The organism is Rhizobium sp. S96 (assembly GCF_030382195.1).
In the GTDB taxonomy this organism is placed as follows: Bacteria; Pseudomonadota; Alphaproteobacteria; order Rhizobiales; family Rhizobiaceae; genus Rhizobium.
The window spans coordinates 39,899-57,272 of the sequence record NZ_JAUDRY010000011.1; the positions used below are offsets into that span (position 1 = coordinate 39,899).

At 60.0% G+C, this 17,374-nt stretch carries 13 protein-coding genes and 1 pseudogene; 10 read left to right on the forward strand and 4 right to left on the reverse strand.

The window, feature by feature from the left end:
* The first annotated feature begins 184 nt into the window (after positions 1-184).
* Positions 185-583, forward strand: coding sequence for a GFA family protein (locus tag QTL94_RS14725; RefSeq protein WP_289802380.1), 399 nt, complete (start codon positions 185-187; stop codon positions 581-583).
* Between the two features lie 179 nt (positions 584-762).
* Here QTL94_RS14725 and gyrA read toward each other — a convergent pair whose 3' ends face one another.
* On the reverse strand, positions 763-3,549 hold the full coding sequence (gene gyrA / locus QTL94_RS14730) for a DNA gyrase subunit A (protein ID WP_289802381.1): 2,787 nt from the start codon (positions 3,547-3,549) through the stop codon (positions 763-765).
* A gap of 225 nt (positions 3,550-3,774) precedes the next feature.
* Here gyrA and QTL94_RS14735 point away from each other — a divergent pair, with 225 nt between their 5' ends.
* On the forward strand, positions 3,775-4,416 hold the full coding sequence (locus QTL94_RS14735) for a MarC family protein (protein ID WP_289802382.1): 642 nt from the start codon (positions 3,775-3,777) through the stop codon (positions 4,414-4,416).
* Between the two features lie 61 nt (positions 4,417-4,477).
* Here the strand turns inward: QTL94_RS14735 and QTL94_RS14740 are convergent, their stop codons facing one another.
* Complete coding sequence (locus tag QTL94_RS14740) at positions 4,478-5,020, reverse strand: single-stranded DNA-binding protein (RefSeq protein WP_289802383.1); 543 nt, start codon at positions 5,018-5,020, stop codon at positions 4,478-4,480.
* A 250-nt stretch (positions 5,021-5,270) separates the two neighbouring features.
* Here QTL94_RS14740 and uvrA point away from each other — a divergent pair, with 250 nt between their 5' ends.
* The 3 genes and pseudogenes from uvrA (at position 5,271) to QTL94_RS14755 (ending at position 9,474) form a co-directional block, all read left to right on the forward strand.
* Positions 5,271-8,192, forward strand: coding sequence for an excinuclease ABC subunit UvrA (gene uvrA / locus QTL94_RS14745; protein WP_289802384.1), 2,922 nt, complete (start codon positions 5,271-5,273; stop codon positions 8,190-8,192).
* Positions 8,189-8,646, forward strand: a pseudogene (locus QTL94_RS14750) (GNAT family N-acetyltransferase). Before uvrA ends, QTL94_RS14750 begins: the two are co-directional and overlap by 4 nt.
* Positions 8,647-8,667: 21 nt before the next feature.
* Positions 8,668-9,474, forward strand: coding sequence for a DUF72 domain-containing protein (locus tag QTL94_RS14755; RefSeq protein ID WP_289802385.1), 807 nt, complete (start codon positions 8,668-8,670; stop codon positions 9,472-9,474).
* Positions 9,475-9,480: 6 nt separating this feature from the next.
* Here the strand turns inward: QTL94_RS14755 and QTL94_RS14760 are convergent, their stop codons facing one another.
* Positions 9,481-10,956, reverse strand: a complete 1,476-nt coding sequence (locus QTL94_RS14760) for an NAD(P)H-hydrate dehydratase (protein ID WP_289802386.1) — start codon at positions 10,954-10,956, stop codon at positions 9,481-9,483.
* A gap of 341 nt (positions 10,957-11,297) precedes the next feature.
* Here QTL94_RS14760 and QTL94_RS14765 point away from each other — a divergent pair, with 341 nt between their 5' ends.
* From QTL94_RS14765 to hspQ, 3 genes are all read left to right on the forward strand, one after another.
* A complete protein-coding gene (locus QTL94_RS14765; protein ID WP_018900556.1) occupies positions 11,298-11,636 on the forward strand; it encodes a P-II family nitrogen regulator in 339 nt (112 codons plus the stop codon).
* Between the two features lie 57 nt (positions 11,637-11,693).
* Positions 11,694-13,103, forward strand: coding sequence for a type I glutamate--ammonia ligase (gene glnA / locus QTL94_RS14770; protein ID WP_065693928.1), 1,410 nt, complete (start codon positions 11,694-11,696; stop codon positions 13,101-13,103).
* Between the two features lie 152 nt (positions 13,104-13,255).
* Positions 13,256-13,585, forward strand: coding sequence for a heat shock protein HspQ (hspQ, locus tag QTL94_RS14775; RefSeq protein ID WP_065693929.1), 330 nt, complete (start codon positions 13,256-13,258; stop codon positions 13,583-13,585).
* Positions 13,586-13,698: 113 nt separating this feature from the next.
* Here hspQ and QTL94_RS14780 read toward each other — a convergent pair whose 3' ends face one another.
* A complete protein-coding gene (locus tag QTL94_RS14780; protein ID WP_113521228.1) occupies positions 13,699-14,349 on the reverse strand; it encodes an invasion associated locus B family protein in 651 nt (216 codons plus the stop codon).
* Positions 14,350-14,619: 270 nt separating this feature from the next.
* Here QTL94_RS14780 and QTL94_RS14785 point away from each other — a divergent pair, with 270 nt between their 5' ends.
* Complete coding sequence (locus QTL94_RS14785) at positions 14,620-16,425, forward strand: extracellular solute-binding protein (RefSeq protein ID WP_289802387.1); 1,806 nt, start codon at positions 14,620-14,622, stop codon at positions 16,423-16,425.
* Positions 16,426-16,530: 105 nt separating this feature from the next.
* Positions 16,531-17,202 carry a DsbA family oxidoreductase gene (locus QTL94_RS14790; RefSeq protein WP_289802388.1) on the forward strand — a complete coding sequence of 224 codons (672 nt, stop codon included), beginning with the start codon at positions 16,531-16,533 and terminating at the stop codon, positions 17,200-17,202.
* Positions 17,203-17,374 lie beyond the last annotated feature (172 nt).

Here is a 17,374-nt window from a genome sequence, read left to right on the forward strand (position 1 = left end):
TGATCCGAACAAACAATCAAAAAGGCCGCATCCTCGATGCGGTCTTTTTGATTCTAAGAGAGAGCCACGCTCGGTAGAACTGATGACTTCTGGCCGCACGAGCCGAACCTTTACAATCAAACGCCATGATACGAGGCTCGTGCCTGTGCCCTCACGAGACCTAGCGAGTTAGAGCATGCAGCGAATGAATACAGGCGCTTGCCTTTGCGGCGCCGTCAGATTTCAGATCTCAGGCGAGTTCAAGAGCTTCTTCCTTTGCCACTGCTCACGCTGCCGCAGGGACACCGGGTCGTCGCATGCGGCAAATCTGTTCTCGACGAACGCCGAATTGACCTGGCTGTCAGGCCGCGATCAGATCAAGACCTATCGGCTCCCGCAAACCCGCCATGAGCGGAGCTTCTGTATCGAGTGCGGGTCGGCGCTGCCGAGCGTTCAGATGGATGGCGCCGTGGTCGTCGTGCCGGCGGGAAGCCTGGATAGTGCAGTTACCGTCAAACCGACCGCACACATCTGCTACTCCAGCCGCGCCGATTGGGACAACGCCCTGGACCAGGTTCCGAAAGTCGATGGGCTGCCAACTTAGGATCTCGCGCGCAGCCCCTCATTGTGAGCTGACGTATCGCTGCATGACCAGCTGAGAAGGAGCTCCCACTCTCGTGACGACTGGTCACTGCCCATAGAAAAGCCCGGGACGATACCAGCGATCGTCCCGGGCTCTATTTGTTCAGCATCAAGCGGTCAGAACTCGAACCGCCCTACGCCTTAAGCTTCCGCGTCAGGCGTTTCCTCGCCAGCTGCAACGACGTTGTCGTCACCATTTCCCTCGGCGTCCTCGGACTCTTCCTCCGATTCGCTGATGCGTTCGACCGACACCACCTTTTCGTCCTTAGCGGTCGAGAAGATCGTCACACCCTTGGTCGCACGGCTGGCGATGCGGATGCCGCCGACCGGTACGCGGATCAACTGACCGCCATCCGAGACGAGCATGATCTGATCGCCTTCGTCGACCGGGAAGGCCGCAACGAGTTCGCCGATCTCCGCCGTCTTCGAGGTGTCCGTGGCACGGATACCCTTGCCGCCGCGTCCCGAAATACGGAAGTCGTAGGACGAGGAGCGCTTGCCGAAGCCCTTTTCGGAAACCGTCAGGACGAACTGTTCCCGCGCCTTCAGCTCTTCGTAGCGTTCGTCGCCTAACTGTCCCTCTTCGGTGACTTCTTCGCCGACCAGCGAGATCTCTTCGGCGTCGCCGGTCGTCAGGCGGCGTTCGTTCGCAGCGCGCTTGAGATAGGCAGCACGCTCCCATGGCTCCGCATCGACGTGGCCGACGATCGTCATCGAGATGATACGGTCGCCTTCGCCAAGGTTGATGCCGCGGACACCGATCGAATTCCGGCCCGCAAAGACGCGGACGTCGTCGACGGAGAAGCGTATGCACTGGCCGAGCGCGGTCGTCAGAAGCACGTCGTCATGCTCGGTGCAGGTCTCAACGGACAGGATCTCGTCGCCCTCTTCCTCGAGCTTCATCGCGATCTTGCCGTTGCGGTTGACCTGGACGAAGTCGGACAGCTTGTTACGGCGCACCGTGCCACGCGTCGTCGAGAACATGACGTCCAGGCTATCCCAGCTGTCTTCATCCTCGGGCAACGGCAGAACGGTGGTGATGCGCTCGCCTGGTTCAAGCGGCAGCATGTTGATCAGCGCCTTGCCACGCGACGTCGGCGTTCCGATCGGCAGGCGATAGACCTTTTCCTTGTAGACGATACCGCGTGAGGAGAAGAACAGAACCGGCGTATGCGTGTTCAGCACGAATAGCTGGCTAACAAAATCCTCGTCGCGTGTCGCCATGCCGGAGCGGCCCTTGCCGCCGCGCCGCTGCGCACGATAGGTGCTGAGCGGCACGCGCTTGATGTAGCCAAGATGCGAGACGGTGACGACCATATCCTCGCGGGCGATGAGATCCTCATCGTCCATCTCCAGGCCACCATCCATGATCTCGGTGCGGCGCGGCGTGCCGAACTCGTCGCGAACCGCGGCAAGTTCTTCCTTGACGATGGTCTGGATGCGGATACGCGACGACAAGATTTCGAGGTAATCCTTGATCTCTTCGCCGATCTTGTTGAGTTCGTCGCCGATTTCGTCGCGGCCAAGAGCCGTCAGACGGGCAAGACGCAGCTCGAGGATGGCGCGCGCCTGCTCTTCCGAGAGGTTGTACGTCATGTCCTCGTTGATGCGGTGGCGCGGATCGTCGATCAGGCGGATCAGGCTTTCGACGTCATGCGCCGGCCAGCGGCGCGTCATCAGCTCTTCGCGGGCCGACTGCGGATCCGGAGCCTGCCGGATAACCCGGATGACTTCATCGATATTGGCGACAGCAATGGCCAGACCAACCAAGACGTGAGCGCGCTCGCGAGCCTTGCGGAGAAGGAATTTCGTTCTCCGGCTAACCACTTCCTCGCGGAACGAGACGAAAGCGCGCAGCATGTCGAGCAGCGTCAGCTGTTCCGGCTTGCCGCCGTTCAGTGCCACCATGTTGCAGCCGAAGGAGGTCTGCAGCGGCGTGTAACGGTAAAGCTGGTTCAGGATGACATCGGCGTTGGCGTCGCGCTTCAGCTCGACGACGACGCGGTAGCCCTGGCGGTCGGATTCGTCGCGCAGGTCGGAGATGCCCTCGATACGCTTGTCGCGCACCAACTCGGCCATCTTTTCGATCATCGTGGACTTGTTCACCTGATACGGAATCTCGGTGATGATGATCTGCTCGCGATCGCCGCGCATCGGCTCGATGGTCGCGACGCCACGCATGATGACGGAGCCGCGGCCGGTTTCGTAGGCCGAGCGAATGCCCGAACGACCGAGGATCTTGGCGCCCGTCGGGAAGTCGGGCCCCGGGATGATTTCCATGATCTCCGGCAGTTCAATTGCCGGATTGTCGATCAGCGCCACGCAACCGTTGATGACTTCGACGAGATTGTGCGGCGGAATGTTCGTCGCCATGCCGACGGCGATACCGCCTGCCCCGTTGACCAGGAGGTTCGGGAATTTCGCGGGAACGACCACGGGCTCGGATAACGTGCCGTCGTAGTTGTCGCGGAAATCGACCGTTTCCTTGTCGAGATCGTCAAGCAGCGAATGCGCGGCCTTTTCAAGGCGGCATTCGGTGTAGCGTTCAGCCGCCGGCGGATCGCCGTCGACGGAGCCGAAGTTGCCCTGGCCATCGATCAACGGCAGGCGAAGAGACCAGTCCTGCGCCATACGGGCAAGAGCATCGTAAATCGCCGAGTTGCCGTGCGGATGGTATTTACCCATCACGTCCCCGGTGACGCGGGCGCATTTGACGTATTTCTTGTTCCAGTCGATGCCGAGTTCCGACATGCCGTAGAGGATGCGCCGATGCACAGGCTTGAGGCCGTCGCGCACATCAGGCAAAGCGCGGCTGACGATAACGCTCATCGCGTAATCGAGATACGACCGCTGCATTTCCTCCATAATGGAGATGGGCTCGATGCCTGGCGGGAGCTTCCCGCCGCCGGGGGGTGTTTGCTCAGTCAAAACGGATCACGATCTCTTCTAGAATCACTTGAAGATTTATAGCGGAAAGGCTGTTAGTACGCCAATTTTGCCAAGGGTTTTGAACAGTCTTTTGCGGTCTTATGAGGGCAAAACAAGGGTTTTGCGGCCGTCTTCACGTCATGCGAGCGGAGCTGTTTGCCAAATCCATTTCTCCGCATCACAATCGCTCGGAACCGTGGCGTTATATGGGCTCAGGGAGACACGATGGCAAGCGCGGACCAATTGATCAACGCCTTCACCACACTGCTGGTGACCATCGATCCGCCGGGGCTTGCGCCGATCTTTCTGGGCCTGACGACAGGCATGAGCCGGAGCCAGCGCAAGCAGGTCGCGATCCGCGGTTCGGTCATCGCCTTCATCATCCTGGCGGTCTTTGCCCTGTTCGGCTCCAGCGTGCTTGGTGTCCTCGGCATTTCGATCGGCGCGTTCCGCATCGCCGGTGGGCTGCTGCTCTTCTGGATTGCCTTCGAAATGGTCTTCGAAAAGCGTCAGGACCGAAAGGAAAAGACCAGCACGGCGGCCATCACCATTGACCACATCCACAACATCTCGGTGTTTCCGCTGGCCATACCGCTGATTTCAGGCCCTGGCGCCATCTCGGCGACCATCCTGATAGCAGGCTCGATGCAGACGTCGTTCGAGCGGGCGCAGCTGATCATGGTCATCGCCGCCAGCCTGATGCTCCTGTTCCTGGCGCTTCTGATCGCAGACAGGCTCGACCGCTTCCTCGGCGTTACCGGCCGGGCGATCCTAACCCGCCTGCTCGGCGTCATCCTGGCGGCTCTGGCGACCCAGTTTGTCGTCGACGGCGTCAAGTCGGCGATGAACCTCGCCCCGCCGGTCTGACCTCAAAACGAAAACGGCGCACCCAAGGCGCGCCGTTTCAAAGCTTGATGCGAACGTCCGATCAGAACGGGATATCGTCGTCGAGATCGCGCGAGAAGTTGCCGCCGCCGGAGGACGCGCCACCACGGCCGGACGACTGCGACGGTGCGCCGTAGTCGTCACCATAGCCACCACCACTGCCACCGCCGTAGTCATTGCTGTTGTTGCTGCGACCACCGCCGCCGAATCCGGAGCTCGCACCACCGCCTTCGCCGCGCCCATCGAGCATGGTCAGCGTCGAGCCGAAGCCCTGCAGCACCACTTCCGTGGAATAGCGGTCCTGGCCCTGCTGGTCCTGCCACTTGCGGGTCTGCAGCGCGCCTTCGATATAGAGCTTGGCGCCCTTCTTCACATACTGCTCGACGACCTTGCAGAGGCCTTCGTTGAAGACGACGACATTGTGCCATTCCGTCTTCTCGCGGCGTTCGCCGGAGTTGCGGTCGCGCCACGTCTCGGACGTCGCGATACGAAGGTTGGCGATCGGCCGGCCATCCTGCGTGCGCCGGATTTCGGGGTCGGCGCCCACGTTTCCGATCAGAATTACCTTGTTTACGCTACCAGCCATACTTTTCACCCTACCTGCCGCCCTGCCCGGCGGCGCTTGAAATAATCGATGTACCTTAAACTATAGCGCGCCGCCTATGGGCGTCCATTGCCGGTTCATCCACAAGGAATTTTGTTCTTTATTTGTTCTATTTTATCCCTATGATCCTGTCAACCGAATCGAAAACCTTGCACCAGATGGACATTCAGCCTCGACTCGCCAGCCGGCATCACTAAATAAGGGGCTTGTTCCAGCACAGAAGCAGAAGACGATGAGCGAACTGAAGACGATTTCAATCCGTGGCGCGCGCGAGCACAATCTGAAGGGCATCGACCTCGATCTGCCGCGCAACAAGCTTATCGTCATGACGGGGCTGTCGGGATCGGGCAAATCCTCGCTCGCCTTCGACACCATCTATGCCGAGGGCCAGCGCCGCTACGTCGAGAGCCTGTCGGCCTATGCCCGCCAGTTCCTCGAAATGATGCAGAAGCCAGATGTCGACCAGATCGACGGCCTCTCGCCGGCGATCTCGATCGAGCAGAAGACGACCTCGCGCAACCCGCGCTCGACGGTCGGTACCGTCACCGAAATCTACGACTACATGCGCCTGCTCTTCGCCCGCGTCGGCGTCCCCTATTCGCCGGCCACCGGCCTGCCGATCGAGAGCCAGACCGTCAGCCAGATGGTCGATCGCATCCTCGCCTTCGAGGAAGGCACACGCCTCTTCATCCTCGCGCCGCTCGTGCGCGGCCGCAAGGGCGAGTACAAGAAGGAACTCGCGGAGCTCATGAAGAAGGGCTTCCAGCGCGTCAAGATCGACGGCCAGTTCTACGAGATCGCCGATGCGCCCGCGCTCGACAAGAAGTACAAGCACGACATTGATATCGTCGTCGACCGCGTCGTCGTTCGCGCCGATGTCTCGGCGCGCCTCGCCGACAGCCTGGAGACCTCGCTGAAGCTCGCCGACGGCCTCGCGATCGCCGAATTCGCCGACAAGCCGCTGCCACCGGAGGAAACCGCCGCCGGCGGCTCGGCCAACAAGTCGCTCAACGAAACGCATGAGCGCGTGCTGTTTTCCGAAAAATTCGCCTGCCCCGTCTCCGGCTTCACGATTTCGGAAATCGAGCCGCGCCTGTTCTCCTTCAACAATCCGGCCGGCGCCTGCCCGACCTGCGACGGTCTCGGCGCGCAGCAGAAGATCGACGCCAACCTCATCGTGCCGGAACCCGAGCGCACGCTGCGCGATGGCGCCATCGCCCCATGGGCCAAGTCGTCTTCGCCCTATTACAACCAGACGCTGGAAGCGCTCGGCAAGCATTTCGGTTTCAAGCTCGCCGCTCGCTGGAACGACCTCTCGGCAACCGCGCAGGACGTCATCCTCAACGGAACGGACGAGAAGATCGAGTTCCATTATGCCGACGGTGCGCGCTCCTACACCACGCACAAGAACTTCGAAGGTATCATCACCAATCTCGAGCGCCGCTGGAAGGAAACCGACAGCGCCTGGGCTCGCGAGGAAATCGAGCGCTACATGTCGGCCGCGCCCTGCCCGTCCTGCAACGGCTTCCGTCTGAAGCCTGAAGCGCTGGCCGTGAAGGTCAACAAGCTGCACATCGGCCAAGTCACCGACATGTCGATCCGCGTGGCTCGCGACTGGTTCGAAACACTGCCTGGCAGTTTCAACGCCAAGCAGAACGAGATCGCCGTCCGCATCCTGAAGGAAATCAGGGACCGCCTGCGCTTCCTCAACGACGTCGGCCTCGAATATCTGAGCCTATCGCGTAACTCAGGCACGCTGTCGGGCGGCGAAAGCCAGCGTATCCGCCTCGCCTCGCAGATCGGCTCCGGCCTGACCGGCGTTCTCTACGTGCTCGACGAGCCGTCAATCGGCCTGCACCAGCGCGACAATGCCCGCCTGCTGGAGACGCTGAAGCACCTGCGCGACATCGGCAACACGGTTATCGTCGTCGAGCATGACGAAGACGCCATCCTGACGGCCGACGACGTGGTCGACATCGGGCCGGCGGCCGGCATTCATGGCGGCGAGGTCATCGCCCACGGCACGCCGCAGGATATCATGGCGAACCCGAAGTCACTGACCGGTAAATACCTGTCGGGCGAGCTTGGCGTTCCCGTTCCCGACGAGCGCCGCAAGGTGAAGAAGGGCAAGGAAATCAAGGTCGTCGGTGCCCGCGGCAACAACCTGAAGAACGTCACGGCATCGATTCCGCTCGGCGTCTTCACGGCGGTTACGGGTGTATCCGGCGGCGGCAAGTCCACCTTCCTGATTGAGACGCTTTACAAGTCCGCCGCCCGCCGTGTCATGGGCGCGCGCGAAATCCCGGCGGATCACGATCGTATCGACGGCTTCGAGCACATCGACAAGGTCATCGACATCGACCAGTCGCCGATCGGCCGCACGCCGCGTTCCAACCCGGCAACCTATACCGGCGCCTTCACGCCGATCCGCGACTGGTTCGCCGGCCTGCCGGAAGCCAAGGCGCGCGGCTACCAGCCCGGCCGCTTCTCCTTCAACGTTAAGGGTGGCCGCTGCGAGGCGTGCCAAGGCGACGGTGTCATCAAGATCGAAATGCACTTCCTGCCCGACGTCTACGTCACTTGCGACGTCTGCCACGGCAAGCGCTATAACCGCGAAACGCTCGACGTCACCTTCAAGCAGAAGTCGATCGCGGACGTGCTCGACATGACGGTCGAGGAAGGCGTCGACTTCTTCGCCGCCGTCCCTGCCGTGCGCGACAAGCTGCAGGCGCTGAAGGACGTGGGCCTCGGCTATATCAAGGTCGGCCAGCAGGCGAACACGCTTTCGGGCGGTGAGGCCCAGCGCGTCAAGCTAGCCAAGGAGCTGTCGAAGCGCTCGACCGGACGCACGCTTTACATCCTCGACGAGCCGACGACGGGCCTGCACTTCCACGACGTCGCCAAGCTGCTCGAGATGCTGCATGAGCTCGTCAATCAGGGCAATTCCGTCGTGGTCATCGAGCACAATCTCGAAGTCATCAAAACAGCCGACTGGGTCCTCGATTTCGGACCCGAAGGTGGCGATGGCGGTGGCGAGATCGTTGCATCTGGAACACCCGAGGTGATCGTCAAGGAGAAGCGTTCCTATACCGGTCAGTTCCTCAAGGAATTGCTGGAACGGCGGCCGGTGAAGAAAGTGCAGGCAGCGGAGTGATGGTGAGAGCGGCGTCGCTCGATGATCTCCAGCGGTCAATGTGCTGACCGCCGAAGCCTATGCTCAGTATACGCGCCTCCTCGGGCGGCCACCGATCCCCGTGACTGAAGACTACGCACCGCGCATTGCTCGCGGTGAAGTGTGGTTGCGGGAGGTGCACGACGAACTTGCCGGTCTGGCCGTTGTCGAGCGGCACGCCGACCATGCTATGCTCTTCAGCATTGCCGTCTCTCCGGAATTCCAAGGCGGAGGTCACGGCCTTGCACTATTGCGATGGGTGGAAGACACGACGAGGGAATGGGGGCTGCCAGAAGTTCGTCTCTATACGAATGCACGAATGGAACGGAATATTGCGCTCTATCGAGCGTTCGGCTTCCAGGAAACGGGTCGCCGCGAAAATCCACACAGGCCAGGATGGGTTATCGTCGACATGGCAAAGCAAGTCAGCGACTAGATGTGATCAGAGGAGGAAGGAATGACAAAATCCGGCACTATTCGCGTCGGCATCGGCGGCTGGACGTTCGAGCCGTGGCGCAACCACTTCTTTCCCTCCGACCTCAAGCAGAAGGACGAGCTGCATTATGCCAGCCGTCAACTGAAAGTCATCGAGGTCAACGGAACCTATTACAGCTCCCAGAAGCCGGAAACCTTTGCCAAGTGGGCGGCCGATGTGCCCGAGGGCTTCATATTTTCACTGAAGGCCAGCCGCTTCAGCACCAATCGCAAGATCCTCGCGGAAGCCGGTGAATCGGTCGAGCGCTTTCTCGGCCAGGGCATTGTCGAACTCGGTCCTCATCTCGGGCCTATCCTCTGGCAGTTTGCGCCGACAAAGAAGTTCGAGCCGGACGATTTCGAGGGCTTTCTCAAGCTCCTGCCAAGCAAGCAGGACGGCCTGCCGCTGAAGCACGTCGTCGAGGTCCGCCACGATTCCTTCAAGGTACCGGAGTTCGTCGCGCTGCTCGCGAAATACGGCGTTGCGCCGGTTTGTGCCGAGCATTTCGACTATCCGATGGTCGCCGACGTCACGGCCGATTTCGTCTATGCGCGGCTGCAGAAGGGCTCGGACGAAATCAAGACCTGCTACCCGCCGAGTGATTTGAAAGCCTGGGCAAAACGGCTGGAAACATGGGCTGCCGGCAAGGTGCCGGATGACCTGCCGTTGATCGACGCAAGCCGCACGGTGGCGCCGGCACCGCGCGACGTCTTCGCCTTCATGATTCACGAGGGCAAGGTCAATGCACCCTTCGGCGCGATCGCGCTGCAAGAGGAAGTCTCCGGCTAGCGCCGTTCAAAGCGGCAGGACATGCGAAACAAGGTCCTCGGCGGTCAGCCCCTTGCCTGCCCGAGTGCCTGCCTCGCCATGCAGGTAAACGCCTGCGGCGGCAGCCTCGAATGCAGGCATACCCTGCGCCATGAGCGCGCCAATAATACCGGCAAGCACATCGCCCGATCCCGCTGTAGCGAGCCAGGCCGGCGCGTTGGTGTTGATCAACGCGCGGCCATCGGGAGCGGCGATCACGGTATCGGCTCCCTTGTAGACGATAGCGGCATTGGCGCGGGTGGCCGCTTTCTGTGCCTTGTCGACCTTGCCGAGCGTCGCATCCGCCGCAATGTCGGGAAAGAGCCGGCCAAATTCGCCGCCGTGCGGGGTCATCACCAAACGGGTCTCGCCATCCGCAAACAGGCCGAACAACTCTGCGGGGTCTTCCCGAAACGACGAGATGCCGTCGGCATCGAGAACAAGGCGACGCTCACGAAGCGCGGCCACGAAGGCGCGCGCCTTCGCCCCGGCGCCGAAACCGGGCCCGAGAACGAATGTCTGCAGCCGTTCGTCCTGCAGCCATGCGAGGAGATCCGCTTCGCCGTCGATCGCATGCAGCATGACTGCGGTCAGATGCGTAGCATTTTCGGCCATTGCTTCGCTCGGCGCTGCGATCGTCGCCAGTCCCGCCCCAGCTCTCAGACCCGCCATCGCCGACATGCGTGCAGCTCCTGTCTTGCCGGCACCACCGGAAAACACCGCCAGATGCCCACGCGTATATTTGTGGGTCTCCTGCCCCGCGGAATGCAACGTCGGTATCCAGTGTTCGGGCAGGTTTTCCGCGATTTGTCCCTTGGCCGCCGCCCGGACGATCCGCGCCGGTATGCCAATATCCAGCACCTCAAGCGAACCGCACAACTCCCGGCCCGGCAGAAGCAGTTGCCCAGGCTTCCGCGTCATGAACGTAATGGTTTGATCCGCAACAAACGCAGCACCGAGAACTGCCCCAGTGCGCCCGTCGAGGCCAGACGGCAGGTCGACGGCGAGAACGGGCACGCGGGCTGCCGCGACACGATCGATCACGGCGACCACGGCCTCAGGCACGTCCCGGCTCAACCCGGCACCGAACAGTGCATCGATGACCACGTCTCCCGGTGTCGGCCGGTAGTCTTCGAGTGGTGACGCCCTCTCGCCCCAACCATCGCGCGCCCGGGCGGCGTCGCCTTTCAACTTCGCCGGATCACCCAGATGAAATACCTCGACCTCTACGCCGCTATCCGCAAGACATCGCGCAGCCACATACCCGTCGCCGCCGTTGTTGCCCGGACCACATAGGATGACCGCCCGGACAGCTCCTGAATGGAAGCGGAGAAAGGAAGCAGCGACCCCCGCCCCCGCGATCAGCATCAGGCCAAAGCTGTCGATCCCGGAAGCCGCCGCCGCCGCGTCGGCAGCGGCCATTTCGGAGGGAGACAAAAGGAGGTGTGAGAGACTCTGGTTCATGTCGGCATTCAATCAGAAACCGCCTAAATAACAACCGTTTGCCGAAGATTGATGATGGCCATTATTTAATCATTTGCCTATTTCTTAGTTCTACCAAAGCTGCAGCCAGGCCATATAAGCAAGGGAAAATATTATGAATTTGGACGAAATTTTCTTCAAACGGCGATATTTTTCGCTCATTTTAGCGAAGAACGCACCGATTTCGCTTGAAATCTGGCCATTTTAAGCGCGCGAGAACCAATTTTTCGAAAATTCCACTTTCCAACTGGCACGATAACTGCATCATGTCAGCGGGTGGGTATCGACCTGCTATAACAGGAGAAGCGGAGAGTCATTTTCTCATGAAAAAGATCGAAGCGATCATTAAGCCCTTCAAGCTGGACGAAGTGAAGGAAGCCCTTCAGGAAGTTGGCCTGCAGGGTATTACAGTCACGGAAGCAAAGGGCTTCGGTCGCCAGAAAGGCCACACGGAACTTTACCGTGGCGCGGAATACGTCGTCGACTTCCTGCCGAAGGTGAAGGTCGAAGTCGTCCTCGCCGACGAGAACGCGGAAGCCGTGATCGACGCGATCCGCAAGGCCGCACAGACCGGACGTATTGGCGACGGCAAGATTTTTGTATCCAATATCGAAGAGGTTATCCGCATCCGCACCGGGGAAACCGGTGTCGATGCCATCTGACCTTTGTCGCCTTCCGGCGAAACAACGTATCGTCATCTCAAATAAAGGAACTATTTAATGGCGACCGCAAGCGAAATCCTCAAGCAAATCAAGGATAACGACGTCAAGTTCGTGGACCTGCGCTTTACTGACCCGAAGGGCAAGCTGCAGCACGTAACGATGGACGTGGTTTGCGTCGACGAAGACATGTTCGCCGATGGCGTCATGTTCGACGGCTCCTCGATCGGCGGCTGGAAGGCCATCAATGAATCCGACATGGTGCTGATGCCGGACCCCGAAACGGTTCACATGGATCCGTTCTTCGCGCAGTCCACCATGGTCATCCTCTGCGATATCCTGGACCCGGTTTCGGGCGAAGCCTATAACCGCGATCCGCGCGGCACCGCCAAGAAGGCCGAAGCCTACCTCAAGGCATCGGGCATCGGCGACACCGTCTTCGTCGGTCCTGAAGCAGAGTTCTTCATTTTCGATGACGTGCGCTACAAGGCCGATCCCTACAACACCGGCTTCAAGCTCGACTCCACCGAACTGCCGTCCAACGACGACACCGAATACGAGACCGGCAACCTGGGCCACCGTCCGCGTGTCAAGGGCGGCTACTTCCCGGTTCCTCCGATCGACAGCTGCCAGGACATGCGCTCCGAAATGCTGACGGTCCTGTCGGAGATGGGCGTCGTCGTCGAGAAGCACCACCACGAAGTGGCGGCCGCCCAGCACGAGCTCGGCATCAAGTTCGACACGCTCGTTCGCAACGCCGACAAGATGCAGATCTACAAGTACGTCGTGCACCAGGTCGCCAATGCCTATGGCAAAACGGCAACCTTCATGCCGAAGCCGATCTTCGGCGACAACGGCTCTGGCATGCACGTCCACCTTTCGATCTGGAAGGGCGGCAAGCCGAGCTTTGCCGGTGACGAATACGCGGGCCTGTCCGAGAGCTGCCTCTATTTCATCGGCGGCGTCATCAAGCACGCCAAGGCGCTGAATGCCTTCACCAACCCGTCGACGAACTCCTACAAGCGTCTCGTCCCGGGCTATGAGGCACCGGTCCTGCTCGCCTACTCGGCCCGCAACCGTTCGGCCTCGTGCCGCATTCCGTTCGGCAACAACCCGAAGGCAAAGCGCGTCGAAGTCCGCTTCCCGGATCCGATGGCGAACCCCTACCTCGCCTTCGCAGCGATGCTGATGGCTGGCCTCGACGGCATCAAGAACAAGATCCATCCCGGCAAGGCCATGGACAAGGATCTCTATGACCTGCCGCCGAAGGAACTGAAGAAGATCCCGACTGTCTGCGGTTCGCTGCGCGAAGCGCTGGAAAGCCTCGACAAGGATCGCAAGTTCCTGACCGCCGGCGGCGTGTTCGACGACGACCAGATCGACAGCTTCATCGAACTGAAGATGATCGAGGTCATGCGCTACGACATGACGCCGCATCCTGTCGAATACGACATGTACTATTCTGCCTGATGATAGAAGAAGCCCCGGTCTTCCGGGGCTTCTTGCCTGCCCGACGTCACGGACGATCTATGTGGATGTGACACTCATGTGACGAGATCTCGCACAAATCTTGATTTGAGCGAGACCAATCACCAAATCAGGTGATGAAAGGAAGTCGTACCATGAAAGAAAAAACAGCTAAGTTCAGTATCGGTGAAGTGGTTCGGCACAAGGTATTTCCGTTTCGCGGCGTCATCTTCGATGTCGATCCGGAATTTGCGAACACGGAAGAATGGTGGAACTCAATCCCCGCCGAAGTGCGCCCTAGCAAGGACCAACCCTTCTACCATCTGCTCGCCGAAAATGACGAGAACGAATATGTTGCCTACGTATCTGAGCAGAACCTCGTGAATGACGAGAGCGGCGTCCCGCTCCGCAACGAACAGGTCTATCAGATCTTCGATATGGCGCCGACCGGGCAGTTCAAACCCAAGATGAGCTTCGCCCACTAACTCCAGGCATACTCAATTCAAACCCCGCTTCCCGGCGGGGTTTTTCTTTGCCCTTCCCGCAACAAAAAACCCGGCTTGGAGCCGGGTTCTTCGTGAATTCCAAGAGGATCAGATTACTGAGCCTTGGCGGCCTTCTGAGCGTCTTCAAGCTTCTTGCGCGCTTCGTCGGCCTTCTTCTGCATGCTGTCCTGCAGGCTCTTCTGGCTTTCAGCCAGCTTCGACTGGGATACAGCCTCGCCGTCGTATGCACCGGTGAAGCCTTCAAGCGAAATCTTGATCGGGTTCGGCGCGCGGCGGAAGTTGATCGAGGTCAGAACGAGATCCGTGCCTTTCTTCAGGCTTGCGATCATCGCGTCGGTCAGCGGGATCTGCGCGACGCAACGGTCAGGCATGCACATCAGGTAGTCGATCTTCTGGGCCTTGCCACCGTCGATCTGCATCGCGATGCCTGGCGGGATCAGGCGTGCCGGAGGAACCGAAACCTGGAGGCTCTTGTTGTTGATCTTGCCCGTAACGCTGATGAGGCCAACGCCCGTGACCAGCTGACCGCCGCCGGCGAGAACGACGTTCTGTACAACGCAGACGTCGTTGTCTTCCTGCTTGCTGCAGGTCTTGTACCAGCCAAGGCGGGGCGCGCCTGCAGCCTGGGCCGGAGCATCAGCCGACGCATCCTGCGCGAAAGAAGACACCGGAGCCGCTGCGGCGCCGAGCATCACGGCCAGAACGGACAGAGCTGCCCGCGTTTTCTTTTCAGACTTGAACATAACGAATTCCGTCTCCTGGTATCCCATTGGGACAGCGGATATGCCGTCCTCACCAACAGGGTTGTTCGCACCCCACCTCTTAAAAAAATGAGGCAAATGCATGACCCCCCGGCTTCGGGTTCTCCTGTTACATTGCGTCGCTAAAGATATCCAGTATTTCTTTGGCGATTTGACCATCGCCGGAAAGAATCTGCTGCCGATGGTGAACTGCTTGAGCTGCATGATACTGTCGGGATCGAATCGTACCGTCTTCCGGAAAGGATTTCAGGGATGCTCCGGATCGTTCTTCCCATCGTCTTCACTCTGATTTGCGAGGCAGCCGTTGCCGAACCAGTGCATGGAATCGCTATGCACGGAGCCCCGGCGCTGCCCGCCGATTTCAAGCACCTGCCCTACGTCAATCCCGATGTGAAAAAGGGTGGCAAGATCGCCTATGGCGTGGTCGGCACGTTCGACAACCTCAATCCATTCATCCTTAAGAGCATGCGCACGACCGCGCGCGGAATGTGGGATCCGGAATACGGCAACCTCGTCTACGAGACACTGATGTTGCGCTCACGTGACGAACCTTTCACGCTGTATGGACTGCTGGCTGAATCCGTCGAATGGAACGACGACCGGACCTATATCCAGTTCAATCTCAACCCGGCCGCCAAGTGGTCGGATGGGCAGCCCGTCACGCCTGACGACGTCATCTTCTCGTTCAACCTGCTGAAGGAAAAAGGCCGCGTACCGTTCAGCACGCGATTGAATGCCGTCGAGAAGATGGAGAAGGTCGGCGACCACAGCGTTCGCTTCACCTTCAACGACAAGGCGGACCGGGAATTCCCGCTCATCCTGGCCGGTTCGACGCCCATCCTGCCGCAGCATGCGATCAAGCCGGACAGCTTCGACCGCTCCTCCCTTGAGCCGCCGATTGGCTCCGGCCCGTACAAGGTCAAATCGCTGAAACCCGGCGAGAGCATCACCTTCGAGCGCGATCCCAACTACTGGGGCAAGGACATTCCGGCAAAGGTCGGCATGGACAATTACGACCAGATCACCGTTCAATACTTCCTGCAGGACACGACACTCTTCGAATCCTTCAAGAAGGGTGACGTCGATGTCTACCCGGACGGCAGCCCCGGCCACTGGGCGAGCGCCTACAATTTCCCGGCGGTGACCTCGGGCAACGTCGTCAAGGATGTCTTTGAACCGAAACTGCCGAGCGGCATGTTCGGCTTCGTCTTCAACACGCGCAGGCCGGTATTCGCCAATGAGAAGCTGCGCGAAGGCCTGTCGCTGATCTTCGATTTCGAATGGGCAAACAAGAACCTGTTCTCGAGCGCCTATATCAGGACGCAAAGCTACTGGCAGAATTCGGAGCTCTCGAGTTTCGGCGTTCCGGCCGACGAGCGCGAACTGAAGCTGCTCGGTCCGATCAAGGATCGCATCAATCCGGCAATTCTTGACGGCACCTACAAGCTGCCGGTGACCGACGGTTCAGGCCGCGACCGCAATGTCCTGAAGCAGGCGGCCGCCTTGCTCAAGGAGGCAGGCTACACGATCAAGAACGGCAAGATGAGCGAAGCCAGCGGCAGACCCCTGACCTTCGAGATCATGACCCAGAATACCGACCAGGAGAAGCTTGCGGTTTCCTACCAGCGCTCGCTGCAGCTGCTCGGGATCGGGGCGTCGATCCGCACGGTCGACGATTCGCAGTATCAGAGCCGCACCAGCAGCTTCGACTACGATGTCATCGTGAAGTCCTATACTTCTTCGCTGTCGCCAGGCATCGAGCAGCTGGGCCGCTGGTCGTCCGCCTCGAAGGATCGGGAAGGCACCGACAATTTCGCCGGCGTCGCCGATCCAGATGTCGACACACTGATCCAGCACATCCTCACCGCCCGTTCGGCCGAAGACTTCACTGCCGCCGTGCGCTCGCATGACCGCATGCTGCTGTCGGGCCATTACGTGCTGCCGCTCTACCACGTCGACAAGCAATGGGTGGCGCGCAGCAAGCGTATCGGCCACCCGGATACCGTGCCGCTCTACGGCTACCAGCTGCCCACCTGGTGGGACCAGAGCGCGCAATAGGAGGTGGTTCTCTTTTCCTGCCTGGTTGAAGTCTCCGCCCTCAACGACTAGATGGCTGGAAACGGAAGCCGCTGAATCAAGGTCGAATCCAGGAAAGGAAAGCCCATGGAACGCATAACGATCGATGTCGTCTCGGATGTCGTCTGCCCGTGGTGCTATCTCGGCAAAGCGCGACTGGAGCTCGCGATCGCCGAAGTCCAGGACGAGGTCGGCGTCGATATCAACTGGCGTCCCTATAGGCTCAACCCGGACTATCCGCTGGAAGGCGTTGATCAGAAGAAAGCGCTGGAAGCAAAGTTGGGCGGCGCCGAGCGTGTGGCCCAGGGTCACAAGATGCTGACGGATCTCGGCCGTGAGGTCGGAATTCATTTCAATTTCGACGCCATCAAGATTGGCCCGAACACGCTCGATGCCCACCGGCTCATTCACTGGGCAATGATCGAGGATCGCGACAAGGCCGACAAGGTGGTCAATGCGCTGTTCAAGGCGAATTTCGAGCAAGGCTTGAATGTCGGCGACCACGCCGTGCTGCTCGATATCGCCGAGAAGGCTGGCCTCGACCGCGCGGTGACCGCCTCCCTGCTCACCTCCGATGCCGACAAGGTTCTCGTCGTCGAGGAAATCGAATCGGCGCAGAAGATGGGCGTGAACGGTGTGCCCTTCTTCATCTTCGACCAGCAATACGCTGTCAGCGGCGCCCAGACGCCCGACGTGATCGCCGGCGCGCTGCGCGACATCGCCAAGGCCAAGGCCGAAGCCCGCGCCGGGATGAACTGATCGACTGATTCCTGAAACTGTTGCATGCAAATCCGGACGGCGAGCGTAGGCTTGCCGTCCGGATTTGTTTGTAAGCAAAATAAACCTCCACCTTCGGTGGAGGACTGGACGTGTTCTACATTGTGATTGAGAGACCTCCGTGCTTGGACCGTTATGCTGGCCGAGACATAGA